This is a genomic window from Aminobacter sp. BE322 (assembly GCF_050433525.1).
GTDB lineage: Bacteria > Pseudomonadota > Alphaproteobacteria > Rhizobiales > Rhizobiaceae > Aminobacter.
Map to the genome: position 1 here is coordinate 39,634 of NZ_JBNPXB010000018.1, position 23,713 is coordinate 63,346.

Annotated in this window: 22 protein-coding genes, 2 tRNA genes and 3 pseudogenes; 8 read left to right on the forward strand and 19 right to left on the reverse strand. The window is 63.0% G+C overall.

Annotated features, from left to right (window positions below):
- Position 1: 1 nt before the first annotated feature.
- On the reverse strand, positions 2 to 1,264 hold the full coding sequence (locus J2X50_RS20760; protein ID WP_429097801.1) for a type II restriction endonuclease: 1,263 nt from the start codon (positions 1,262 to 1,264) through the stop codon (positions 2 to 4).
- Between the two features lie 312 nt (positions 1,265 to 1,576).
- On the opposite strand from J2X50_RS20760, the gene J2X50_RS20765 reads away from it, so the two are divergent.
- Both J2X50_RS20765 and J2X50_RS20770 read left to right on the forward strand, forming a co-directional pair.
- Positions 1,577 to 2,410: a universal stress protein gene (locus tag J2X50_RS20765; protein WP_429097802.1), complete on the forward strand. Its 834-nt coding sequence runs from the start codon at positions 1,577 to 1,579 to the stop codon at positions 2,408 to 2,410.
- Between the two features lie 149 nt (positions 2,411 to 2,559).
- A tRNA-Arg gene (locus tag J2X50_RS20770) sits at positions 2,560 to 2,636 on the forward strand.
- Between the two features lie 429 nt (positions 2,637 to 3,065).
- On the opposite strand, the gene J2X50_RS20775 is transcribed toward J2X50_RS20770, so the two are convergent.
- From J2X50_RS20775 to J2X50_RS20800, 6 genes are all read right to left on the reverse strand, one after another.
- Positions 3,066 to 4,523, reverse strand: coding sequence for an MFS transporter (locus J2X50_RS20775; RefSeq protein WP_429097803.1), 1,458 nt, complete (start codon positions 4,521 to 4,523; stop codon positions 3,066 to 3,068).
- A 92-nt stretch (positions 4,524 to 4,615) separates the two neighbouring features.
- Positions 4,616 to 4,930: a putative quinol monooxygenase gene (locus J2X50_RS20780; RefSeq protein ID WP_429097804.1), complete on the reverse strand. Its 315-nt coding sequence runs from the start codon at positions 4,928 to 4,930 to the stop codon at positions 4,616 to 4,618.
- Between the two features lie 201 nt (positions 4,931 to 5,131).
- Positions 5,132 to 6,076 (reverse strand): sigma-70 family RNA polymerase sigma factor, encoded by a 945-nt coding sequence (locus tag J2X50_RS20785; protein WP_429097805.1) that lies wholly within the window; start codon positions 6,074 to 6,076, stop codon positions 5,132 to 5,134.
- 183 nt (positions 6,077 to 6,259) lie between these two features.
- Positions 6,260 to 6,739, reverse strand: coding sequence for an SRPBCC family protein (locus J2X50_RS20790; RefSeq protein ID WP_429097806.1), 480 nt, complete (start codon positions 6,737 to 6,739; stop codon positions 6,260 to 6,262).
- A gap of 35 nt (positions 6,740 to 6,774) precedes the next feature.
- Positions 6,775 to 7,380 (reverse strand): dihydrofolate reductase family protein, encoded by a 606-nt coding sequence (locus tag J2X50_RS20795; RefSeq protein ID WP_429097807.1) that lies wholly within the window; start codon positions 7,378 to 7,380, stop codon positions 6,775 to 6,777.
- Positions 7,381 to 7,410: 30 nt separating this feature from the next.
- Complete coding sequence (locus tag J2X50_RS20800) at positions 7,411 to 8,445, reverse strand: nucleoside recognition domain-containing protein (protein ID WP_429097808.1); 1,035 nt, start codon at positions 8,443 to 8,445, stop codon at positions 7,411 to 7,413.
- A 113-nt stretch (positions 8,446 to 8,558) separates the two neighbouring features.
- On the opposite strand from J2X50_RS20800, the gene J2X50_RS20805 reads away from it, so the two are divergent.
- Positions 8,559 to 9,011: an Lrp/AsnC family transcriptional regulator gene (locus J2X50_RS20805; RefSeq protein WP_429097809.1), complete on the forward strand. Its 453-nt coding sequence runs from the start codon at positions 8,559 to 8,561 to the stop codon at positions 9,009 to 9,011.
- 462 nt (positions 9,012 to 9,473) lie between these two features.
- On the opposite strand, the pseudogene J2X50_RS20810 reads toward J2X50_RS20805, so the two are convergent.
- The 5 genes and pseudogenes from J2X50_RS20810 to tnpA all read right to left on the reverse strand — a co-directional run.
- Positions 9,474 to 9,566 (reverse strand): annotated as a pseudogene (locus J2X50_RS20810) (AAA family ATPase); the annotation flags it as partial.
- A gap of 29 nt (positions 9,567 to 9,595) precedes the next feature.
- Complete coding sequence (locus tag J2X50_RS20815; protein ID WP_429097810.1) at positions 9,596 to 10,228, reverse strand: plasmid pRiA4b ORF-3 family protein; 633 nt, start codon at positions 10,226 to 10,228, stop codon at positions 9,596 to 9,598.
- Positions 10,225 to 11,805: an IS66 family transposase gene (tnpC, locus tag J2X50_RS20820; RefSeq protein ID WP_429097845.1), complete on the reverse strand. Its 1,581-nt coding sequence runs from the start codon at positions 11,803 to 11,805 to the stop codon at positions 10,225 to 10,227. The genes J2X50_RS20815 and tnpC overlap by 4 nt, the downstream gene beginning before the upstream one ends.
- A 111-nt stretch (positions 11,806 to 11,916) precedes the next feature.
- Positions 11,917 to 12,264: an IS66 family insertion sequence element accessory protein TnpB gene (gene tnpB / locus J2X50_RS20825; protein ID WP_429097811.1), complete on the reverse strand. Its 348-nt coding sequence runs from the start codon at positions 12,262 to 12,264 to the stop codon at positions 11,917 to 11,919.
- A complete protein-coding gene (gene tnpA, locus J2X50_RS20830) occupies positions 12,261 to 12,641 on the reverse strand; it encodes an IS66-like element accessory protein TnpA (RefSeq protein WP_429097812.1) in 381 nt (126 codons plus the stop codon). Before tnpA ends, tnpB begins: the two co-directional genes overlap by 4 nt.
- 433 nt (positions 12,642 to 13,074) lie before the next feature.
- Between tnpA and J2X50_RS20835 the strand changes: the two genes are divergently transcribed.
- A tRNA-Arg gene (locus J2X50_RS20835) sits at positions 13,075 to 13,151 on the forward strand.
- Entirely contained in the window at positions 13,144 to 13,632 is a 489-nt protein-coding gene (locus tag J2X50_RS20840; RefSeq protein ID WP_429097813.1) for a hypothetical protein, read from the forward strand. The genes J2X50_RS20835 and J2X50_RS20840 overlap by 8 nt, the downstream gene beginning before the upstream one ends.
- A gap of 90 nt (positions 13,633 to 13,722) precedes the next feature.
- On the opposite strand, the gene J2X50_RS20845 is transcribed toward J2X50_RS20840, so the two are convergent.
- The 7 genes and pseudogenes from J2X50_RS20845 to J2X50_RS20875 all read right to left on the reverse strand — a co-directional run.
- Positions 13,723 to 16,491, reverse strand: coding sequence for a serine hydrolase (locus J2X50_RS20845; RefSeq protein ID WP_429097814.1), 2,769 nt, complete (start codon positions 16,489 to 16,491; stop codon positions 13,723 to 13,725).
- Between the two features lie 361 nt (positions 16,492 to 16,852).
- Positions 16,853 to 17,140 carry a DUF2274 domain-containing protein gene (locus J2X50_RS20850; RefSeq protein ID WP_429097815.1) on the reverse strand — a complete coding sequence of 96 codons (288 nt, stop codon included), beginning with the start codon at positions 17,138 to 17,140 and terminating at the stop codon, positions 16,853 to 16,855.
- A gap of 41 nt (positions 17,141 to 17,181) precedes the next feature.
- Positions 17,182 to 17,289, reverse strand: a pseudogene (locus J2X50_RS20855) (DUF2274 domain-containing protein); the annotation flags it as partial.
- On the reverse strand, positions 17,286 to 18,458 hold the full coding sequence (locus J2X50_RS20860) for a TrbI/VirB10 family protein (RefSeq protein WP_429097816.1): 1,173 nt from the start codon (positions 18,456 to 18,458) through the stop codon (positions 17,286 to 17,288). The gene J2X50_RS20860 and the pseudogene J2X50_RS20855, both read right to left, overlap by 4 nt.
- Positions 18,455 to 19,444, reverse strand: coding sequence for a P-type conjugative transfer protein TrbG (trbG, locus tag J2X50_RS20865; protein WP_429097817.1), 990 nt, complete (start codon positions 19,442 to 19,444; stop codon positions 18,455 to 18,457). Before trbG ends, J2X50_RS20860 begins: the two co-directional genes overlap by 4 nt.
- Entirely contained in the window at positions 19,441 to 20,130 is a 690-nt protein-coding gene (gene trbF, locus J2X50_RS20870; protein WP_429097818.1) for a conjugal transfer protein TrbF, read from the reverse strand. The genes trbG and trbF overlap by 4 nt, the downstream gene beginning before the upstream one ends.
- Positions 20,127 to 21,059, reverse strand: a pseudogene (locus J2X50_RS20875) (type IV secretion system protein); the annotation flags it as partial. The gene trbF and the pseudogene J2X50_RS20875, both read right to left, overlap by 4 nt.
- Positions 21,060 to 21,307: 248 nt before the next feature.
- Here J2X50_RS20875 and J2X50_RS20880 point away from each other — a divergent pair.
- The 3 genes from J2X50_RS20880 to J2X50_RS20890 all read left to right on the forward strand — a co-directional run bounded on the left by J2X50_RS20880 (position 21,308) and on the right by J2X50_RS20890 (position 23,669).
- Positions 21,308 to 21,601, forward strand: coding sequence for a hypothetical protein (locus tag J2X50_RS20880; RefSeq protein ID WP_429097819.1), 294 nt, complete (start codon positions 21,308 to 21,310; stop codon positions 21,599 to 21,601).
- A gap of 89 nt (positions 21,602 to 21,690) precedes the next feature.
- Positions 21,691 to 21,921 carry a hypothetical protein gene (locus tag J2X50_RS20885; RefSeq protein ID WP_429097820.1) on the forward strand — a complete coding sequence of 77 codons (231 nt, stop codon included), beginning with the start codon at positions 21,691 to 21,693 and terminating at the stop codon, positions 21,919 to 21,921.
- Positions 21,918 to 23,669 carry an ATP-binding protein gene (locus J2X50_RS20890; protein ID WP_429097821.1) on the forward strand — a complete coding sequence of 584 codons (1,752 nt, stop codon included), beginning with the start codon at positions 21,918 to 21,920 and terminating at the stop codon, positions 23,667 to 23,669. The genes J2X50_RS20885 and J2X50_RS20890 overlap by 4 nt, the downstream gene beginning before the upstream one ends.
- Positions 23,670 to 23,713: the final 44 nt, after the last annotated feature.

Sequence of the window (23,713 nt, forward strand, 5' to 3'; positions counted from 1 at the left end):
CTCACAACACCCGCGAGATGGCCTGCACGCCCTTCATGCCGGTGCCGAAACGCGCGATCGGATCGCGGTTCCGCTCCAGCTCGCCATAGGACAGGAAGCGCACCTGCAGGTCGGCGACGCGGCTGAAGGCCGGCCGCCTGAGCTGCGTGCGCACCTCGCCCTCCCGCGCGTCCGGGGCGACCAGGTAGAGGCCGCCCGCCGCATGCAGGTCGCTGCCCAGCGCCAGGTCGAGCATGCGCACGATGCCCGAATAGATCGACGTTGTGTGCTCCACCTCGAAGGCGGCGATGACGCGGGCGCCGTCGAGCCAGAGGATGTCGATGAGGCGGATCGATTCGGCGCCCGCCACGCTTTCGAGCGACGCCGGCAGCCGCTCCATGCAGCCTGTGCCGAGCGCTGCACCCGCATGCAGCCGGCCGCGGTCGTTGGCGGCGACCCAGACCTGGTATCCCAGCGCCAGGCCGAGATCCCTCAGCCATGCCTGCACCTCGCTGTGGGTGCGGTCGCCCTCCCGGTCGGCGGCCATCGATCCCTCGAGCCGCTTGGCCGTTTCGCGCGTCTTCGACAGCTCGGTGAGCCACGCCTCGCGGGCATTTCCTTCGGCCGTGACCGGCGGGGCGGCAAAGCGGCCCGTGCCGACGTCGAACAGGAAGCCGACCACCGCCCCGAGATCGTTGGACAGGAGGTCGCGATAGGTCCGGTTGAGCGACAGGATGCCGGCGCGCATCGCCAGGTACTCTCCCCAGCGGCCGAGCTTCACCTTCGATCCCGTCACCGCGTTGAAGCCGTTGACGATGGCCGTGTTGAAGGCCGGCATCAGCGTCGGATGCAGGAAATAGAGCAGGTTGGCGACCGCCGGGCCCAGGCCCTTGATCTTGAGCCGGTCGATCGTTTCGATGCCGGCGATGATCTCGCGCTCGGTGCTGCAGCAGGCGCAATGGTGCAGCAGCCGGCCGAAGGCCCTTTGGTTGCCCGGATCCTCGTAGATGTCCGGGATGCGCAGCTTGGGCTTCCACAGGAAGGCATGGTCGGCGCCCTTGAAGATCTGCCGCTGCTCGGCGATCGAGCCGACGATCGTCTCGAGCGACGAGCCCTTGTAGACGTTGCCGAACGTCCCCGCCTCGATCTCCTGGACAACCTGGTCGATGCCGCGCCGTATCGAACGGAAGTTCTTGAGCCGTTCCTCCCACAGGAACCAGGTCCGGTACGTCGAACCAGGGTCCTCGCGCCAACGTTCGATCAGGACACGCAGCAGATCAGCCAAGCCAATGCTCCGGGATGCGCCCTATCGGCGCCGCGAATTGAAAAAAAGAAAAATATCATTGCGTAAAATCAAGGCAAAAGCTTCCACGATGTAAAATGTACCGCAAGGTGCCGGAATCATTTCCACCGGAAAATTCGATTTTACATTCCAGTCTAGGATTACTTAGGCTGGAAGTTTTGATGATTACAGCACTTTTGCAGTGGTTCCATTCGAAAGCATGCCGGCCTTGATCCAGCTCAAGGCCACGTGCCGGCAACCATGGAACCCTCGAGAGCATCCGGCGCGAGCGCGCCGCCTCACAGGAGCTCACCGATGCGACAGCAGTTCTTCCTCCCGCTCGCCACCTATCCCGAAGCCAATGCAGACGCCGTTGCAGCCAACGCCGTGGCGATTGCGTCCCGGTTCGGGGCCGAACTTCACGCCCTGGCGATCAACCCCGACATTCCGCCGGTCTCGAACGCCCTGTCGAAGCTCTTGCTCGACACCCCGCAGATGATCCGCGACGCCGAGGCCTCCAGCCGCCGGCGCGGGCAGGAGCTGCTGGCGCTGGTCAAGGCGCGGGCAGGGCAGGCCGGTGTTGTCGCCAGCGTTGCCGAGACCGCGGCGCCGCTCGCCGCGATCGGCGACGTCGCATGCCGCCATGCACGCTACTACGACCTTGCCCTGCTGGGGCTGGAGATCGGCAACACCACCGCGCGCATGGTGGCCGAGGCCGTGGTGTTCGGCGCCGGCCGTCCGGCGCTGATGCTGCCCGGTGTCCTGCCGGAGCGGACCGGCCATGTCGCCGTGGCCTGGGACGGCAGCCGCGTCGCCGCGCGCGCCTTGGCCGATGCCCGGCCCTTCCTCGAAAAGGCGTCCAGGGTCTCCGTCATGACCGTCGTGGACGAGAAGAAGCTGCAGGACGCCGATGCCGTCGAGCGGCTGGCCGCGAGCCTGCGCCATGCCGGGCTCGCCGCCGACGCCGTGGCGGTCCGCATCGGCGACGCCGCGATCGGCGCGGGCCTGCAGGAGAAGGCGATCGCGTTGGGCGCCGACCTCCTGGTGATGGGCGGCTACGGTCACTCCCGCATCCGCGACTTCGTGCTCGGCGGCGCCACCGAAGGCGTGCTCGCCGACCTCAGGATGCCGGTGCTGCTGTCGCACTGAGGCCGGTGGTGCCGCGCCCGGCGCATGGCTGTGCCGGGCGCGCAAAAAAGTTTGGCAGGGGCGGCTTGCAATTCGTGGAGGCAGCCGCTAGGTAGCGCCGGTCGCTGCAGCCATCGGATTGCGGCGGCACGGCCGCATTGCCGGCCCACGCGCCCGTAGCTCAGCTGGATAGAGCACCAGACTACGAATCTGGGGGTCAGGAGTTCGAATCTCTTCGGGCGCGCCAACAATCTCAATATCTTAGCCAAATCGCACCGTTTCAGATCAGCAAACTGAAACGGTTTTTGAAACGGTTTTGCACTATCGGATAGCGCGGCGCGCCATTGAACGGGTCCAGCGAAAGATCGGTCACGCCTCTATTGAACAGTACACGTCCAAAGAGACTGGCAGGTCGGTCAACTGACCGGTTTGAGGCCGACAGTGATCCGTCTGATTTGGACGGAGTCGGTTAAATGGCTGCTTGTTAGCGCACCGCCTCGCACACTGTCGTCCAGGCAGATCTCCTAGACGCCTGCCTCATACAGCCCAAGCAGACTTGCCGGTGCGGAGGCTCCGGAGTATCCGATTGATCCAGCTGGGCTTAAAGCAGAACGGGTGCGAGTAGCCTAAGCGCCTGCTTTAACATATCGAACCGACGCATCGCCGCCACCGAGCATCAGCGTCCGAGAGCGACGGCGGTAGTGGCCTGTATGGTTTGGCATGCAGCGAGTTTCCTGACAAAGACAAGGGCGAGAGTGGGTGCCGCAAGAAAGACGCCAAACAGCAAGAGCGCGGCGCTCGATGCACCTTCTGCCCCGCCCGGATCGCTGAGGCCGCCAAGATTAGCCACCATGCCCGCCGCCGCGGCACCGAATGCAGTCGCGTAGAGTTGGACGGTCGTAATCGAGCCCGCCGCCAGTCCCTGCTCCGACGCCGGCGTCTCTTTGAAGACGTTGGTAACAAGGTGCGGCCAGGCGACACCGATGCCCAATCCGACCAGGAGCAGGCCGGCGCATATCAGCATCAGTTGCCATCCGATGCCACCCGGAATCGGAAGAACGAACAGCAGGACTGCAAGGCCGGAAAGGATGAACAGGGGGCCAGTACGGATGGCACGAATCCCTCCCACACCCGTCTGACCTACGCTTAGGACGGAGCCGAGCGTCCAGCCCATCGCCATCAGCGCGGCGAGATAGCCGGCGATCAACGGCGACTGACCGTGCAGGACTTGGAGGAAATAGGGGACGAAAATCTCTGCCTGCATCCCCGCCACCAGGAAGGCGATTGTCGCGTAAAGCACAATGAGCCGTCCGTTGACATCGAATGCCCCGCTCGGCAGCAGGCGAGCGCGGGCGGTCAGTTCCGTCCGCACAAGGAGCGCCGCCATCAGTACGGCGGCAATCAATCCTGCTCCGTTCCACAGCGGATCGACGCTCAAACTTCCCGCAGAGACCGCCATCACGGAGGCGGTCAGCAGGGCGAGTTGCGGGAGCGGTAGGGACGCGGACTCAACCTCGCCCCTGCCGCTCACCTTGGGAAGCACCGCGATCGCGATCGTTCCGAAGATTACCGAAAGCGGAACCAGAGACCAGAACGCCGCACGCCAGATGCCCAGTTCCGCAAATACGCCGCCGACGGCCGGACCAATCAATGTCGATACACCCCACATCGCCGAGATAAGGCCAATCGCTCGCGACCACAGCGCCTCAAGATAGACGAGGCGGATAACAGCGTAGGCCAAGGTCAACAGCAGCCCACCGCCTAGACCTTGCACAAAGCGTCCCGCAAGGAGCACGGGAATGGCCGGGGCAAACGCGCAGATCAGCGCACCTGCAACGAACACGGCAGTGGCGGATGCGTAGGCAGGCCCCGGCCCCACGCGGTCGAGCAGGCGCGACGACAGCGCAGCACCGAGGATCGAGGCAATCACGAACAATGTCGTGGCCCAGGCATAGTATTTGAGCCCGCCAATGTCTGCGATGATGGAAGGCATTATCGCGATCACGCTATAGACGTTGACCGCGTGCAGCATGACGCCGCCCGCCAGAATGACGGAAAAGGCGGCGTTTCTGCCGCTGAGGAGCGCAGCCCACCCTGGGCGGACGACGCCCGTCTCGTATTCAATAGTGTTCATGGGAACCTCCGGCAGCGATGCTGCGGATCAAGTCTGTCGCGGTTGAAGAGAATCGGCGGGTGACGATCTGCCCGCCGACTATCGTCGATCAGCTAGGCGGCCGCGCCTTTCACCCACTGCGGCGTTGCTGCGCGGAACTCGGACGGCCCGGAGAGCAGAGCCGCGGTCTCCCGCTCGTAGTCGGCGAACCAGGGCTGCTTCACGAAGTCCTGACCGCTGGCCTGATCGGCAGCAAGCTGAAACACGACGATCGTATCGGGATCATTGTCGTCGTAGCAGTAGTAGTAGCTGAGCTGGCCGTTGCTGCCGGCGACATAGTCGCGCGCGTATTTCTCCCAAACGCGCCGGACCTCATCGCGCTTACCGGGCTTCGCCCGGTGCGTGACGAAAAGTGCGCTCTTGCTCATGGCATTCTCCTCGAACTGTGCGGCCGTCGGCCGCCGTTGGTGGGCTTGGCGCCCATGTCTCGGTGACGTTCGAGAGAAGGAGTTTGTGACGCCTCGGGAAAAAATCTGGGGCGGCGTCTGGCGGGAGGCATTTTGTGAGAAACCCGGCGTAGGCAGTTGCCTACGCCGGGTCCGGACTGGCACGGCCTGATCGGCGGCACGTCAGTGAATTGATGTATCTTCCAAGCCGGAGAGTTTATCGGGATTGCGCATGATGAAGATGTTGCTGATGCGGTCCGAACGGTCGAAGGCAAACGAGATTGCTGCAACGACCTCGCCCGCCTCTTTCAGGACCAGCCCGCGGGCCCCGTTGAGCTCGGTGAAGGTCCATTCGTAGGCTGCCCACCATTCGCTCAGCCGATGCGTCAGGAACGGCAGAACAGCTTGGCCTTCCAGGATTTCGGTAAACGCGGCGACTTTGCCGCCGCCATCGGAGGTCAGGCGCACGTCGCTGGCGAGCATGGCGGTGAGGTTGCCTGGCCGCCCCGTGCGGATGGCGTCCTCGAACGCCGCCAGAAGTTCTTCCTGTCTTTCGCGTGTCGGCCGGTGTCTCACCTGATCGACACCGATACGCGCCTTGGCGCGAGACACCAGCTTGCGGCATGCCGGCTCGCTCATATCGAGCGATGCCGCGACGTCGGCGTAGGACATATCGAATATGTCGTAGAGCAGATAGGCTGCCCTCTCCTTTGGGGTCAGTCGCTCGAGCACCAGCAGGAAGGCGGTCGAGAGGGACGATGAAAGTTCCATCTGCGCCTCCGCTTCGGTGTCGACGAAAGTGTGGATAGGTTCCGGCAACCAGTTTCCGAAATAGTCTACGCGGCTGCGGTAAGCGGCGCGAAGCATGTCGATGGCGCGACGCGTGCAGGCGGTGGTCAGCCAGGCGCCTGGCGATACGACGGCAGCGATATCGGTTTCCTGCCAGCGAAGGAATGTGTCCTGAACGGCATCTTCGGCCTCGGCGCGCGTACCGAGAATCCTGTAGGCGAGGCCAAGCAGCCGTGGCCGTGCATGCTCGAATATCTCGATATGCGTCAGCGTCGAGGCGCCCATGGACACACCCGTCTGCTTACCCGGCGCCGCGGCGGGCTTTGCGTTGCGTGCCATCGTGATAACCACCTGTTTGTGTATTGCTCACGCCACATTGCTCCACGGCGCCGACGATGAGGATTTGCTTTGTCATCGCCAGCCATCCCTATTCGTGTGACGGCGCGGTCCTGCCCGATGCGGACCCAGTCTCAAAGCCCTCAGTCCACACCTGCAAAGGACCGCGTGGGGCCCAGGCACCATTCAATGCCCGCCGAGGTCCTTCGGAAACCTGTCCGGAACGAGATTGAGTTCCAGCCCGTGTTCAAGCCAGGCTTTCATGCCAGCGAGGGTCCAGGTAAAGCCGCCCGTGGAGTCGCGGACGAACTTCACGAGTTCGTCGCCCGTTCCGGTCCAGCCGGTCTCTTCGACTTCCAGGAATGTACCGCTCTCGACCTCCCGGAACGTCCAGGTAACGGTCGTTGGCCCGCTATAGCCCGGCCATTCCATGATGATGCGCCTGTTCGGCTCGATTGTCTTGGCGGTCACTTCGGCCGAGACATCATACCACTTCCAATCCCATTTGACCGTCTTGCCAACTTCCAACCGGCCACTCCCTTTGGAGAACCAGAAGTGAGAGGTGATCGCCGGGTCGATGATCGCCTCAAACACTTCCGAAACAGGCCTGCGAATGAGCATCGCCGTGTGCGCGACGGGGGGTTCGGTTAGTTCAAGGTTATTCATGGTGTCTCCTTCCATACTTCCACTTTGTTTCGCAGCTATTTGGTGATCCGGTAGCGTAGGTGCACAACACCCCCGTCGCCTTCCAGTACTCTGATCCGCTCCAACTCGCGTTGCTGAACACCGAGGTGATCGAACAGTTTCCTCCCATCACCGAACAGAACTGGCACAAGGTGCAGTTCGAGTTGATCGAGAAGGCCCGATCTTATGGCACGCTGGGCAATTCCCGCGCCGTGGACCAGAACGTCCTTGTCGCCCGCTGCATCCTTGGCGTCGCGAACAGCGGCCTCCAAGCTACGAACGTAGTGCACGTCCGGCCAAGCGGCCGCCCAAGACGGCGCTGGATTACGACTCAGGATATAGATCGGCACACCGTCGTGATGGTCGCCACCCCAGCCACCGGCGGGTTCGAACGTGCCGCGACCGGCGACCACCGCACCCGTGGACATCATCTCATCGTAGATCTGGCGGTTCGCTCCCTTCAGTCGCGCCACCGCTCCCGTGAAATCGCCGTCCTCGGCACCGGGAAATGACCAGTCGTGCAGCCGTTGGCCGCCATCACCAAGTCCATTATCAGGCCGTTCGTTGGGGCCGGCGATAAAGCCATCCAGCGATATGGACATGTAGAGTACCGTCGCAGCCATCTCCTCACTCCATTGTGTCTGAATGTCAGTTCACTCGCTCGGGGCCACCGCCGACGGGCGAGGTTGCTCGGTGTCTCGCGGCAACGCTTGCAGCAGCCTGGGTGTCCGACCCGTTCTCCGGTGTAGGAACCTGTAAAAGACGTCGTCGGGAACGGACTTGAGTGCTCCGGCAATCAGGGCGGTCGCCACGATAGCGAAGGCAAGCCGTGCGAAAAGCACGCTGGTGAGGTCGGCGCCGAACGCGACAACCACGACCGTGTCTTCGATCACGCTATGCGCAAACCCCATGAATACGCATGCGAGGAAGACCTGGCGCGGCTCGGCATCGGCGGAACGCGCCTCACGGATCAGCAAGCCCGCGCCGTAGGAAATGCCGAGAAACATGCCGATAGCGACAAAGGGGACGGTCGGATTCTCGATCCCTGCAAGTCGGAAAAGCGGGGCGAGCCTTCGGTTAATCCTCTCGAGAATGCCTGACAGCCTCAGGAGCTCGATTGCCCCGCTCAGTGCAAGGAGCACGACAAGCATAAGCGTCAGGGTTTTGAGCATCCCCGAGACGAAGGCCTTCCAGCCAGCGTCCTGTGCCATCGGCCTCCAATCTGGGCTGACCGGCTCGGCGAGCCAGCCGGTCGTGGCTAACGTCAAGTGCAGCAAGACAGCGAAAAGGAAGCCTCCGCCGATGCGGATCGCCGCTGTGGCAATGAAACCCGGTCCGGCATTCCGAATGATCTTCTGCTCGATCGGAATGGCATGGGCAAACAAGAGCAGCGACGACAAGACGGTGATGTCGGCGGTGGTCAGCGCCGACGCCGGGACAAGCGTGAACACCACAACCATACCGCCCCAGATCCCAACCAGCAGACCGGTCAGCCAAGCGAGTGCGAGTTCCGGCGGCAAGCCCACCAAATTCATGAGCGGAGAAAACGCGGGAGAAACGGCCTCGATGAAACCGAACCCCTGCAGGAACTCTACGGTCACCGCCACGGGTACGATGATCCGCACCAGATCCCAGTAGATATTCAGGGTTTCGAGCGACTTGCGGCGCAATGTGATCCAGGCGCTCATCCATGGCTCCGATCCTAATCAGAGCCTCGTGATAGCCCGGGTCGCTTCGAAGGAGTGGTCAAAGATTGCCATTTTGTGCAATAGAATTGCATTTCGCACGGTCGGAGCCGGGAATGGACAAGATTGATATCAAGATACTGACTCTGCTTCAGGAAGATGCTTCCCGCACGAACGCCGAATTGGCCGACCTTGTCGCGCTTTCCCCCTCCAGTTGCCTCCGCCGCGTGCAGCGGCTCAAGAAGGCCGGGATCATTGACCGGATCGTCGCGCTGGTGGCGCCTGCTAAGGTCGGACAGGGGATGAAGGCGATCGTCACAGTTGAACTGGAACGCCATGGCGAACAATACATGCGCCAGTTTCTCCTACTGGCATCGCAAGAACCGGCCGTCACTCAAGCCTACAGCGTCAGCGGGCAGACCGACGCGGTGCTGATGCTTCGGCTTAAGAACATGGATGAGTTTGAGGAACTGTGTGAACGGCTGTTCCGCAGTCAGAGCAACATTACGCGGTACTACACCATGTTTGTCACACGCACGGCCAAGGAAGTTACTACTGTCCCGCTGTAATGTGGTCGTTTCCGCGCAACCGTCTATAATGGCATACGGCTTGAGGCGGCGCCTGTTGCAGTCACGCGCCCTTCCCTCGAGACGTCCGCTCTCCGACAAAGGCAAGTCTACCCTAACGTCCGACATGGAGGCGCATTCGAGCCTTTCATCAACTTCCCTTCTGAATCCGACATCTTCCCTCAGGGTGCCCTAAACCAGACCGTCAGATTGGGGCAGCACGCGAATTGCAGATAATAGAGGCGATGCTCGGATCTAAACGTCTGGCAATCCGGCCGCTCATCGGCCCTCGCTGGTTTTCAAGGAGAAGTCCGAGCCAAGTTTGCGACCCATTTCCGACCTCCTCAATATGAGCGCGACTGCAAGAAAGCTGCCATGCGTAACTAAGGGCTCGTCGGCGCGAAGTCGACAACCTGGTCTGACCGGCTGCGATGCAGACGCTGGCTAGCCTGTGGCTGAGGCGTGTCATCTGACCGTGGTGATGGCTGGGCGGTTTAGCAGATCGTAGAGCGCCAACTCCTCGGCGGTCGGGGGCTCGGACAGCTTCGACCATCTAAGCGTAACCCTCCGGTGAGCACCGCGGCCGCCTACGGCTTGGGGGTTTTGACCAGTCGTGCCTTGGCGGCGTTTCGGCGGTTCGCGATGCGCAATAGCGCGTATTTGATCGGAAGTTCGTCGATGGTGTGCGGGTCGTATTCGTCGGCCCATTCCTTGGCGTCGGCGTGGTTGGGATGGTCGGGGTCTTCCAGCGCTTCGAGCATGTCGTAGAAGCCGGGGATCCCGCCGCAATCCTCCGGCGGCGCGTTTCTTTCGCCGCCGACATAGCGCGGATAGGAGATATGAGGATCGCCCGGCCCGACGCGGGTCACCGTTAACCGAAGCTCCCAACTGTCGCCGAAGTCGTAGAGGTAATCGATCGTCGTCTTGCGCGGCTTCAGAACGTCGCGCAGGCGCACCTTGGCCGCTTCCTTGCGTAGTGCCGTTCCCCAGTCCTCTTCCATCGGCAGGCCGTATCTCTGCTTGGCGATGGTGAACTCCCAGAGATGATAGTCGAACCAGCCCATCACGGCCTGGATGACGCCGTGCAGCACTTTCAGCGTCATCGAGGTCGGCACCTCGACCTCGCGCCAGATCAGGGGATCGGTGTCGCGCAACTCGATGCGGACCGTAGCGATCTCGTTGACGCTGTCGGATGCGACTGGCTTCGCGGACGGACTCATGCCGCCAATCTTGCAGATTGGACCTTCCAGTTCCACGGCAGGAGATCGGCCAGCCTGCTTTGCGGCGTGTCGGCGATGCGGGCGAGCACGTCGGCGAGCCAGGCCTGCGGATCGACGTCGTTCATCTTCGCGGTCTGGATCAGCGTCGCCATGGCGGCGGCACGCTCGGCGCCTCGGCTGGAGCCCGCGAAGAGCCAGGCTTTGCGACCGAGAGCAAAACCTCGGAGCGCTCGCTCGGCAGCATTGTTCGACAGGCAGGCCCGCCCATTGTCGAGGAATGAGGCAAAGCCATGCCAGCGTCTGAGCATGTAGTCGATCGGCTTGGTGACGGTCGCCGAGCGCGAGAGCGTGCCGCGTTGCTCGCCGAGCCATGCGCGCAAGTCGTCTGCGAGCGGGCGGCTGCGCTCCTGCCGGACCCGGCGGCGTTCGTCGGCGCTCAGACCGTTGATCTCACGCTCGATGGCAAAGAGCGCGTCAATGCGCTTCACCGCCTCCAGGGCAATCGGCGCCACGGGCGCCGCGCCGGACCCGCGCCGAGCGCTCGCGGCAATGTCGGCGAGCTCGAAGAAGCCGCGACGGGCATGGGACCAGCAGAACGCCGACGTGACCGACCCGCCCGGACGCGCGGGATCATAAAGCCCGTTGTATCCGCCATAGGCGTCGGCCTGCAGGATGCCGCGCCAAGCCGCGAGATGCGCATCCGGATGCTCCTGCCGCCGGTCGCGCGAAGCGAAGTAGAGCGCTGCCGGCGGATCGGCGCCGCCGAAGGGCCTGTCGTCGCGCACATAGGTCCAGATACGGCCGGTGTCGGTCTTGCCCTTGGCCAGGATCGGCACCGTCGTGTCGTCGGCGTGCAGCCTCTCGGCCGCCATGACGTGCCGGGCGATCAACTCATGCAACGGCGCAAGCGCCACGGTGGCTGCGCCAACCTGGTCGGCGAGTGTCGAGACCGAGAGGTCGATGCCCTCGCGGCCGTAGCGCTCGCTCTGGCGGTTGAGCGGTTGATGCTGACCGAACTTCTCGAACAGCAGCATGGCCAGCAGGTTCGGTCCCACGAAGCCGCGCGGCGTCACATGGAAAGGCGCGGGCGGCTGCGTGATGGCCTCACACGCGCGGCAGGTGAACTTCTCCCGCACCGTCTGGATTACCTTCCACTGGCGCGGGATCACCTCCAGGGTCTCGGTGACGTCCTCACCCAGCTTCGACAGCTTCATGGAGCCACAGCACGGGCATGCTGTCGGCGCGGCGATGACGACCCGCTCGCGCGGCAGATGCGGCGGAAAGGGCTTGCGGACAGGGCGACCGCGAAGCCGTGCAGGCAGTGACGCCTGGCGCGACATCGCCTCCGCCGCGAGTTCGTCCTCGGTCGCCTTCGCTTCGAGCTCCTCGAGCTGAAGCTCCATCTGGTCGATGAGGCGCCTCGTGCGCTCGGAGCGCCGGTCATAGAGCTCGCGCTTGAGCTTCTCGATCATCAGCTTCAGATGCGTGATCGTTGCCTCGGTCGATGACGCCGCGGCCTTGGCCGCAAGAGCTTCGGCCTGCGCCTCGATCCGTGCCTGGCGCTCCGCAAGGATCATCGCATGCGCTTCCGCCAGATCGGTCGGCAGGGCCGGCGGCAGGGGCGATTCAGCGGGCGTGTTCACCAGGACAGGGAATCACATCCGTCCGCAAAAACAAGGCGCAAAGCTCTATCCGATCGCGGTCGGACGCCAGGTCTCCACCGGATTGCGCCAATCGATTCCGGAGAGCAGATACCCCATCTGCGCCGGCGTGATCGCGACGACGCCGTCGGTCGGCGACGGCCACAGAAAGCGCCCCTTCTCCAGTCGTCGCACGTAGAGACTGGCCGCCTGCCCATCATGCCAGATCACCTTCAAGAGATCGCCGCGACGCCCGCGAAAGCAGAAGATGTGTCCGCCGAGCGGATCGCGCTTCAAGACCTCCTGCGCCACCAGCGCCAGCGAGGCGAACCCCTTGCGCATATCCGTGTGGCCGGTCGCCAGCCACACCTTCACGCCGACCGGGACGGGGATCACCCGAGCGCCTCAAGGCCTCGCGCCAACTTGAGCATCATATCAACATCGACGCCGCCTTCGGCGATGATGCGCCGACCGGCGGACAATACGATCTCGACACGCGCCGAGCGGTCCAGCATCGCTGCTGGACGGTGATCCTGATCCAGCACCGGTGCCGGACTAACCGACGCGGCATCGGGCGCAACCGACACCGGCAGAAACGCCGTCTGACCTTGTCGTTCCTCGAGCCGTTCGCGCCATCGGTAAATCTGCTGCGCCTGGATGCTATGCCGCTTCGCCGTCGCGATCACGTTCCCGCTCGACAGCGCCTCCGTCACGACCGCGCGCTTCTCCTCCGAGCTCCAGCGGCGGCGCCGGACATAGGTCCCATCATCCATGCAAAGCTCTCCAGCACCGCTGCCGGCACTGCTGCCGGATTACCAATACGAAAAGCTGGACACCGAAATGCTTCCAAGCAAGGCGGCCTTCGGCGCATGCTTACATCTAAGCAGGTCCGTCCGCGAGATGTCGAACGTGCCGGATGGAAGCTCCCGTCAGCGTCAAACCGCTTTCTATCGACATTTGAAGTGTTCAAGATCGGCATTGGGCCCTCCTCACCGGAGGGATAATCCGTTTCGGACGAGCCGGTCGCTGTCTCCAGCATTGCATTAGCTTGGAGGCAGCTTCGGCCAACAGCTCTCCGAAGGGACGTGTCAAGTCTGCCTGTCGGGATCGGGAAGAAAAAGTACGTAGGAGTTCAAAGGCTTACGCAAGGGCTATCCAGCCCTTCGCAATCGCGGAAAACCCGCGTAAGCACTGCGTAAGCAGGATGCACCTGTAGCTCAGCTGGACAGAGCGTCGCCCTCCGAAGGCGAAGGCCCCGCGTTCGAATCGCGGCGGGTGCGCCAAACTCCCGAACGTTCAACCGCCGATCTGGCGCTCAAGAGTTCATATCTGTCCCGCAGCGCTGATTGCGACAACGCACCGTCTCGAAATAGCAATCTGAGCCGGTTTTTTATTGAGCGACGCGAACTCGCGCAAATGCGACGAGGGAGCGTGTTTGTCGACGTGGCGATCGATCAAGGTGGATGCTTTGAAGCCTCTACTCCGACGACACATGCCGATCCCACCTACACTGTTGATGGTGTTGTCCACTACTGCGTCGCCAACATGCCCGGAGCGGTTGCTCGAACGTCGACCTATGCCCTTAACAACGCCACGCTCCCGCATGTTCTGCAACTCGCCAATCTAGGATGGCGACAAGCGTTGCAAGAGGATGCTTATCTGCGGTCGGGTCTCAACATTCACGACGGCGAAGTGACGTGCGAACCGGTAGCGGTGGCCCACAACCGGAAGTTTGTGTCGGCCGAGAAGGCACTTGCGTTGTAGTGGGCGCGTCCGTCCCTACAGGCGGCGGCAGAACGCCTCGAAAGCGGGAGCCGCCTGTGGGTTGTCGTTCTGTGGCAATGCACGTCCGCATCAGGAACTACCCAAGGCGTAGTAGATTGCATCGCGCAAATTGAGGGGGAAGGCACCGTCTGATCCCTCGAAGGCGGTGTTCGTCATGCTGACGACGGTGAGCGCACGACGGGGATTTACAAACCAGTCATGGCCGTAGCCACCGCTCCAACGCCATGTGCCCGCATCGTGGGGTGTTCGCGTTACGGTTGGGTCGCATAGCACGGCCGCACCCATGCCGAAACGCCAGCCAGCCTCTGGAAAGTCGGCAGCCTCGGGCAACTGATCCGTGGTCATTAGGGCAGCATGCACAGGATCGAGGATTGGTGAGCCGCCGAGCCGAATTGCTTCCAGGAAGGTCATGAAGTCAGAGGCAGTCCCAACCATGCCGGCACCGCCGGAGGGGAAGGAATCCGAGTTGGAGACGCGGGAGGGTGAGAAGCGAACCCTGCCACCGCCGATTGGCAACTCATGGGGATCCGACATTCGCATCGGGCGCGGAACTGCGTCGGCGTAGGGGACCGCCAAGGCGTCAGCATCTCTTGGCCAGAACGTCGTATCCCTCATTTTCAGCGGTAAGGTGACGTGCTGCTTCACGACATCGGGCAGTGTGGTCGTAGCTGCTTCTGCAATCACAGCGCCCAATACGTCAGTAGCGAGTGAGTAGCCCCACCCATGACCGGGATCGAACTTGAGTGGGACCTCTGCCAACCGCGCTAGTTGATCGGCGAACCCAAGGCCGGGATGGTCCAGTCCGTTGCCGATCCCGAGATTTATGAACAGATTGCGGAACTCACCGAAACCGTAGTCCAGGCCCGCGGTGTGAGTGAGCAAATGACGCACCAGAATGTCTGGTCGCTCGCCCGATTTGGTGCGAGGTCGAAAGCTCGGCAGCCAACTCGCGATCGGCTCGTCCAGCGCAAGCACGTTCCTGGCCGTTAGTGCAAGGGCGGCGGCAGAAACAATAGGCTTGGTGAGGGATGCTAATCGGAAGAGAGTGTCTTCCTGCATAGGGCGGCACATCTCTCGATCGCCGTTGTTCTTCGGCAACGCCCCGCTGATGGCGCTCGCCACCTTCGCCTCGTCGAATGCAAAGCGATACTCCAACACAGTTATCAGCAGCTTGCGTAGCGCGTACTCGACCTCCGTCCTGCGCTCGAAAAGCGCGGCGAGATCGGCGATGTTCGGCTCCTGCGGCAGGTACTCCAAAGGAAGATCGCCACGGGTGAAAGGCGAAATCGCCTTCTTGTACTCCATTCCGGACTTTACGAGAAAGGTTCGAAGCTCCTTGATAGCGAAAGAGCCGTTGTCGGCTTCCAGCAAGCCGTAACGCGCGAACCGCGACGCCTTTTCGGGCTCCGAAGCTAGGAAATCTTGGACGAACGCCGTGTCGCCCTCCGCTAGAAGGCACAGCAGGTCATATTCGTCCGGATACCACCAAACCAGGGACAGCATGATGTCCTTAATCGGCTGGGCCAGGCGGATAGCAATCTTGTCGCTAACCCTGTCGAAGTTGGACTTAGATAACCTCACCTTTTTGTCGACCGGCAGTTCGCCCAGCGAACGCAGCACCTCGCTGCACGCGAGCCGGATCAAATAGGGATGTCCTCCGTATTCCGCACTCAGTAGATCGAAGCACTCCTCGTCGAGGGTGGCACCCGAATATCTCGCAATCGACCGAACCATCTCCCGCACGCTGGAACGCGTCAGCGGGTCGAGATAGAATGGAACCGCCAACTGGAAGATCGGATTAGGGACCTGATCGAAGTGCGACTGCTCCACGCTGGACGGGTTCACCCCGGCTACACAGAAGGTGAGGAACCCCTTCGTCTCTTGGGATGCGGACCTGATCGTCTGCCACAGCGGCAGGTGGTCGCCGTCCCAATGCTGGCCGAGATGGTTGGCGATGCCCGGCGTGATGAACTCGACCTCGTCTAGGAGGAGCACGATCTGCTCCACCGCGGATTTATCCTGGATCCACTTGACCGTCCGGATGAACGAGTTCGCCGCGCCAGCCGCATCGAACGAGAGTTCCGTAGGAGCAGGGCACCCGCTCTTTGCCGCCGATTCCCACATTCGGCGCGAGAGTTCCTCAAGCACCGCCCACCAACGGCTGCCGTAGATGCCGGGGCTTTGACAATCCACGTATTCGGCGATGGCACCCTTTTCGGTAAGTCGTCGCTGGATCGCGAACAGCACGGACGTCTTGCCGGTCTTGCGCAACCCGAATAGGCCAGACTGCTCCTTACGGACTAGCGCCCTCTGCACCAGTTCTTGAACGATTGCGTCCCGTCCGTAAAAGTACTTATCATGCTTGATTGGTGAAGACATTCCGAAAAGATCGAAGCGGCCAATCGTATCGGCCATCCTCAATCGTATGAGGAAGGTCTGCGCGCCTCTGTCCTTAAGTTCTTTTGCCGAGAAGGCAACAATCACCCAGTCCTTGCTCTGGACCGTTAAGCCCTCAATCGACTCCCTGTCACCCTCGTAGATGACCAGCGCGACGACGTTCTCCACCCGATGGCGAAACTCCGGCGCGCGAGAGATGTTCTCAAGCGCCGTCAGCAGCCGTGCGTCAGCCCGCGCATGCGGCGAATACAGCGCAATCAGCTCGCGCTGAAGGCCGAACCTTTCAGCCGCGAAGGTCTTCGGCTGGCACAGCCAGAATGCCTGTCCGAACTGGTGGGCGCCGTACGTGACGTCGAACGCCTCATCGAGCGCAGCAGCGAGCGTCTCTTGCTCAGGTCGGTTCCGAAAGAACGCGTTCAGCGCATCCTCTTTAATCGCCATTTTGTTCCCCGTCACGCTCCATGCGCCGCCCAATGTCACTTAGTCGCGCGAGGTAACTCTGGCAATCGCCGCTGCTCGTCGTGGCGCCACACACCCATGAAGAGCTTTCCGTCTCGCTGCAAAGCAAATGACCGGGAAGGTCCTCGTTGCCGCCGGTCCAAGGTGTAGGAGCAGATGTCGCCCCTGGGTCACAAATGCCGATTCTGGTCAATGTCGGCTTCCAAGAAGAGAATTCCACTCCGAAAGGTCTCGAAAGGGTCATTGCTTCCGGTAGAACTTTCTCGAACCAACGTCCGAAAGGGATCGGAGTCGGTATTCCGCTCAGGGTACCAAGGGTTAGATTTTCACCAATAGGACGGCTTCAGGCGGAGCCATCGCCTTCGGCACCGCTCCGTGTCGTACCGCTGGCTGGAGAGGCCACTCGCTGACGGGCACGGCCAGCCTTCGCCTTACGGCTCCGCCAGCCGCGATCCGAACGGACAAAGACTTCCAGCATGTGTGGGATCAGCGCTGCGGTGTCCACGGGCTCATACAGCCGGCTATGTTCGGCCGCATACTGGTCGAGTTCCTCCTTGAGCGGTTCCGGCAGGATGATGGTCATGCGGACGACGCCAACCTTCGGCAACCGACCGAGCCTCAGGTCCGGCATGGTTCACCTCCTGCTTTTGAGACAAAGACATGTTGACTGTTCAGATAATCGGCGTAGTGCACCAGATCGCGGTGCAGTGTGGCCGGCAGTTCCAACGTAACCTTCACGGGCTTATCGTCGGGGATTGCACCGAGCTTGAGCTTGGTCACTGCGCTGCTCCATAGGGTTCGAGGACGAGATCGCGTGTGACGATCACCCCCACGGGGAAACCGGGGCGGATTGTCAGCGTCGGAGCGACCTGCAATTGGCGCTGGATGATCTGCTGGCCCGCGTCGTTGATGGTGTCCTGGGTGCCGCTGCGGATCGCCTGGATGAGACGGTCATCGTCATCCATCGTCAGCTCCGCACCAACGGCGAGCAGTGTCGACAGGCCTGCTGCCTTCATCAAATCCCACCAATGGTAGTCGACGCCATCTTCCAAGCCGGCATAGCCCCCCGTGTCCGCACCGGGCTGGCGCTCGAGAACGATGGAGCGGCCGTTAGGGAAGATGAGCCGATTCCAGACCAGCAGGACGCGACGCTGGCCGAACGCGACGCCATTGTCGTATTCACCGATGATGCGGGTGCCCTGCGGGATGAGCAGCATGCTTCCGGTCGGGCTGTCATAGATGTGCTGGGTGACCTGGGCGGTGATCTGACCGGGAAGGTCGGAGCGGATACCGGTGATGAGCGCGGCCGGGATCACGGCGCCGGCCTGCAGCACGAAGGGCGAGGCTGGCGCTGCCACCCCGTCGGGGGCGACCGTACGGCGATCGACCTCTGCATCGAGGAAAGCGCGTTGCCGATCTCCACCGCCGATGCTGAGGTTCGGCGCCCAGGTGCTCGGCACAGATGGAATGCCCGAGGCGTCGGACGCAACGGGCGAACTTGTCTGAAAGAAGATCTTGCTCGTGCGAGCCGACTCCATCTCGGCGAGGCGACGCTGTTCTTCAGGATCGGGTTGTGCCGGCATGATCTCGGCCGGAACGCTACGACCCTCTTCGCGGGCGCGCACGATCGGTCCTCCCAGATCGCCAGGAAGCGGCGGTCCGAGTTGTGGAATGCCGCTATAGTCATTGGGGAGGCCCTGCAGACCGTCGGCCGTCTGCCGGCGCTCGGTGGTGAAGAGCTCCTCCTGGTTTGGCTGCCGATCGGTGCTCTGGAGCGCGTAGATCAATGCGCCGCCAACCCCGAGGCCGACAACGATCCCGAGACTGGTCAACACGCGGCGGGATATGCGGGTGACGCGCGGTGGCTCGGGGCGCAGCCGCATGGTGCTTGCAATCTCAGGCGTGAGCGCGCCAACGTCCCTTTCGGTCCCCGTGTTGGTCTCGCTCATGTCGCGGGCCTCCCATCGGTGCGCACGATCCGTACGGTCTGCTGCCGCTTGCCACTGCCGAGGCGCAACTCGGCCGCGCCGAAGAGGCGATCCACGATCAGGATGTTCTGATAGATGCGGCTGTTGACGATCTCGGGCTCGCCGTTCGAGCCGATGACGAATAACGGCGGCATTTCGCCCTGGATGATGCCGCGCGGGAACTCGACATAGGTATGGCGGCCATCGTCATAGACCGAGCTCGGCCGCCACGGCGGTGCGTCGCCGGTCAGGCCATATCGGTAGTTGCGCGCCGCCTGAGCGGGGATCGCCGGCGTGGCGGGGATGTTGGTCCGTTGCGAAGCGACTTGCGGATAGGCCCAAGCGACGGCCGGCATGTAGGGGCTCTCGCCGGCGCGCAACTCGATAAGGTAGGTGCGGCGATCGGTGGTGATGACGAGGTTGGTGGTGATGTCGGTGCGGGTTGGCTTCACCAGCACATGGACGCGCCGCGTGGCGCCGCTGCCGCTCTCGGTATCGCCGATGATCCAGCGCGCAGTGTCGCCGGCGGCGATGGGTCCGGCCTCGGTCAGGTTCTCGCCGGGTTCGAGTGCGATGTTGGTGATCTGCCCCGGTGCTGCATAAACCTGATAGAGCGCGCCTTCGCTCCAGGGATAAATCTGGATGGCGTTGAAATATCCCTCCTTGCGGGGTTCGACCCGTGCCGCGACATTGGCGTTTTCGACGCGGCCGGTCGGCGTGCTCGCGGGATCACCGCCCTTGGACGGGGTCCAGGCCGGCGGCACGAGGATCGGCCGTGGCGTCGCGTCGCCGGTGCTGACCGCGACCGCCGGCAGCGGAGGGACATGAGCGTCGTAGCTGATCTGCGGCGGCTTGGGCGCCGTGGCGCAGGCCGCGAGCGTCACGGTGGACAGCACCAGGATACCAAGCGTGGAAGCGGATTTGCGGAAAGCCGGAACATCGGCTGTGCGCGTCGTCGGTCTGGTCATTGCCCCAGCTCCTTTGACCAGTTGATGGCGTTGACGAAGACGCCCAGGGGATTGCGGCGCAGACGCTCGGCATCGCGCGGCGGCTGGATGACGAGGGTGAGGATAGCGGTCCAGCGTTCGGTACCGGCGAGCTGGCCGTTCTCGTAGCGGCGCTCCGTCCAGGCGACGCGGAAGGAGTTTGGGGAGGCGCGGATCACGCTCGAGACCTCGATCGCGACCTGCTGCCGGCCGACGCGCGTGAACGGATCGGCGGAGCGCGCATAGTCATTTAGGGCGGTGGCGCCGCGATCGGTGGTGAACTCGTAGGCACGCAACCAATTCTGACGGACGACGATGGGGTCAGCAGGCAGGCTGCGAACCTGCTCGACAAAGCGCGCGAGATGGAAGGCGATCTGAGGATCGGTGGGCTGGTAGTCGGCCGTCGCAGGCTCGACTGCGCGGGCCTCGCCGGTTCGATCGACCTCGACCACCCAAGGCACGACGGTGCCTCGCGCCGATTGCCAGACCAGGGCGCTGGCGAAACCGGCGGAGAGGATGAGGCAGCCGAAGGCCATCAACCGCCAGTTCCGTGCCTGGACGCGGGCCGAGCCGATGCGCTCGTCCCAGACCTGGGCGGCGCGCTGGTAGGGCGTCTCGAGTTTGGGAGATTTGCCGTAATGCGTCGATGCGCGCTTGAAGAACGTCATGGATTGTCTCTCTCGGAAAGGCTGACGGAGGCGCCCCCGCCATGGTTGTCGCCGGAGCGGACGGCGTGGGCGGCGGCCATGGCGCCGTGACTCATGGTGCCGCTGTGACGCATGCGGCGGGCCCAGGCGGGTGGCGTGTCAGTGGCGACGGGACTGGCCGGTTGGGGCGACGTGCCGCCGACGGTGCCCATCGAGGATGAGCCGCCCGTGGCGGCGAAGGCGGCCCGGCCACCCTCGTCGAAGGAGAAGCCGAGACTGTCCGAGACACGGGACGCGGCGCGCTTGAGCGGAGAGGAAGCTGCGCCTCCAGCGGCGCGCGCAACGCCGCCGAGGCCGGCAGCGACACCAGCAGGTCCCGTCTCGCCCGCGGAGGCAAGCGAATAAGCGGTCGACGCGCCGCCTGCGAGCGCGGCGCCCCCACGGGCGGTGGCCGCACCCGCAGAGATCGCCGCCCGCCCACCCCTCGCGGCCAGCATCGCGGAGCCGCCGGCAGCGACGGCCGCGCCACCGGCAGCAAGGCCCGTTCCAACGGCCGCGCCGGCGCCGAGTTGGGGACCGCCCGAGACGATGCCATTGGCGATGCCGGGGCCGAAGATGCCGAGGCCGAGGAGCGACAGCGCCGCCAGCACGATGGCCATCGCATCGTCGATGGTTGGCTGCTCGCCCCCGAAGCCGGCGGTGAATTCCCCGAACAGGGTGGAGCCGATGCCGGTGATTACGGCAAGCACCAGAATCTTGATGCCCGAGGAGATGACATTCCCAAGAACCCGCTCGGCCATGAAGGCCGACTGACTGAAGAGGCCGACGTGACAGTTGTCGAGAATGGAGTTGTTAGGTCCGTAGGCCCGCTCGATCTGGTTGAGCGACTGGGCGATGAGGAACGACTTGAGGCCGTAACCGGCCATGAAGGCCAGCGCGGACTCGAAGAAATCGAGACGGCCAGGCGCTGCATGACTTCGAGTACTCGCGCCCGCTTCGCGCGGTTGACGAGAATGGCGAGGTCAAGCGTACGCTTGAGGGATCGTCGGATCAGACGCTGAGCGACATTTATCTGCGTAACGAGTTCCCGCCGCATGGTAAGGCAAAGGCGGCGCGGCCGGGCGACACGCCAACGGATCGCTACAACAACGCCCTCGAGGCGCTCAGCAAGGCGTTTGACGATCTGGAGCAGCGTTTCGTGGACTTGTCGAGGGTGGCGGGCGAGGATGGCCAGCCGCTCGTCGATTCCCGCGGCGTCGAATTGCGGCTGACTGAGGCGTGGCGCGAGATTCTCCGTCGCGTGGACGAGGAAGCTGTGATCTGGGCGCGAGCGTTCCGCAAGATGTACGGCGCCCGAAGCGACGCAAGCTTGGCCCGTTCCGACGACGACAGCGAAGAGGATCAGGATCCCTACGCTGACATCGATGAGGACGACAATGAAGGCGAGCGTATCAGCGCAACCGAGATCCGGGACGAAGACGTCATCCGATAGTGTTGAAGATGGGCCCAGCCGCAAGGCTGGGCCCGCGATCAAATCTACTATGGTGGGTATGTAGCTACATCAACGCTGGGGGCGTCGGCATGCCAGGTGATTTTGATTTTTCGCCCGATGAAGACTGGTCGAAAAACCTTGAGCGGTTGAAGGCACATCTCGAGGGCATGGACGCCGAGTGCGCCAAGATCCTTTTCGACACACTCGCTGTTCTGGAGGCGGACGACAATAACGCACGACGCGATTTCAATCAGAAGGTTCTGGAGGCCCTGGAAGCTGCGGCACAGGTGGAGATTGATGCCCAGGGGAGCCAGGAATGACCCGCTACTACCTGACGAAGCTCAGCGTCGAAGGGTTTCGGGGCATCAAGAACGAGGGTGATCCACTCACTCTTCGCTTCAAGCCCGACGCGGTCAATTCCATCTATGCGCAGAACGGCATCGGCAAGACTTCGCTCGTCGAGGCCATCAGCTATGCTATCTTCGGCAAGCTGCCCAAACTCGATGGACTGCAACGGAGCGAGCGGCCCGAAACATACTATGTGAACCGCTTCCATACGGGCGGAGTCGGCTCCGTCACCTTGGAATTCAAGCCGGACGACGGAACTGCGGCAGTCGAAATCGTGGTACAGCGCACGGTCGCAGGTCAGCGTACGGTGACGAGCCCGACGGGACACGCCGATCCCGAGGCGTTTCTCGCCTCGCTGGCCGAAGACTTCACGGTCGTAGACTACGCCAAGTTCGCGCGTTTTATCGACGATACGCCACTCGATCGTGGGCGCACCTTCTCCTCTCTTATCGGGCTGGCCCGCTTCGCGCACCTCCACCAACGGTTCGATCAGGCGAGCAATACACGCGCCTTCAACACCGACTTTCAAATGGCCGCCGTGAAGGCGAATCTGGATGCTGCCGAAAGGCTCGTGCGGGATCATCGGGCTGCGGCGTTGTCGGCTTTTGAGGTCGTAACGGGGACGGCGATCCAGGACCTCTCGGCGGAAGCGCAGCGGATCGCGGAAGTGACCGTCGCACTGGCGGCCGTTCCGACTCTCGCGCCAGTCTTCGCCGGAAAGGACATCCTTACGGTGGATGTGGACGCGGCGCGCGCGGCCATCGTCGCGGCGGAAGGCGGTCCCGTCAAAACCGAGTATCAGAAGGTGTTGCGCAACATCGAAGCACTTTCCCGGAGCGCACCCACGCCGGAGGCGGCGGCCGAGGCCGGGACGCTACTTGAGTTGGCGCGCCGCCATGATGCGGCGCTAGCACTGGCCGGCCGCAAGAGCCGGCAGGACCTCTTCGAGGCCGCCAAAAGCGTGGTCGAGGAAGCCTACTATAGCGATCCTCAGCAATGCCCCGTCTGCGACGCGCGTATCGAAGAGCCCATCGCGACGCGGATGGAGCGACTGCTTGAACGATACCGGGATGCGGACCAACTCGGCGAGGAACTCAAGCAGGCAGTGACCGCCAGCGTCTGGCTGGATTGGCTCAACAAGCTGGAAAGTTGCGCCGCCCTGACCGTTCCGGACGACAAGAAGCACCGGGCGATTATCCGGCAGATGGCAAGCGAAAGCCGCCTGACCGAAGGTCGTCTGCGTGAAGCGGCCGATAACGCGCAGCAGCTCGAAGAGGAGCGAAAGACCGCCCTCGAGACCGCGCAAAAGCGGGAACAGGAGCTTCAGGCCGAATTGCCACCGTCGCTTGTCGCGCTGACTCAGCAACTCGAAGCCGGAAGCCGCTTCCGTGAAGCTATCGTTGGACATCGAACAGCGGTAAAGGACGTGGGCATCTGGCGCACGCACAAGAAATGGCGGGAGCGCTGGCAGACGTTCATCAGTACAGCAGCCAAGGCCGTGGGCGAGGCGGAGAGCCGGCTGGCGACCCAGCGCATCAACGCAATCGAGGCGAGCTATCAGGATTTGTTTCGGGGTCTGGTGCGAGGCGGCGTGGATATGCGGCCCAAGCTGGAACGGTCGCCGGACAGCGAAGAGGTGGATCTGAAGCTGGAGAACTTCTACGGCGAGGCCGGCATCTCGGCACGGCCGTCCTGTCCGAGAGCTACCGGAACGCAATAGCCGGCTCGATCTTCTTCGCGGCGGCGGTCAAGCAGAGCGGTCCC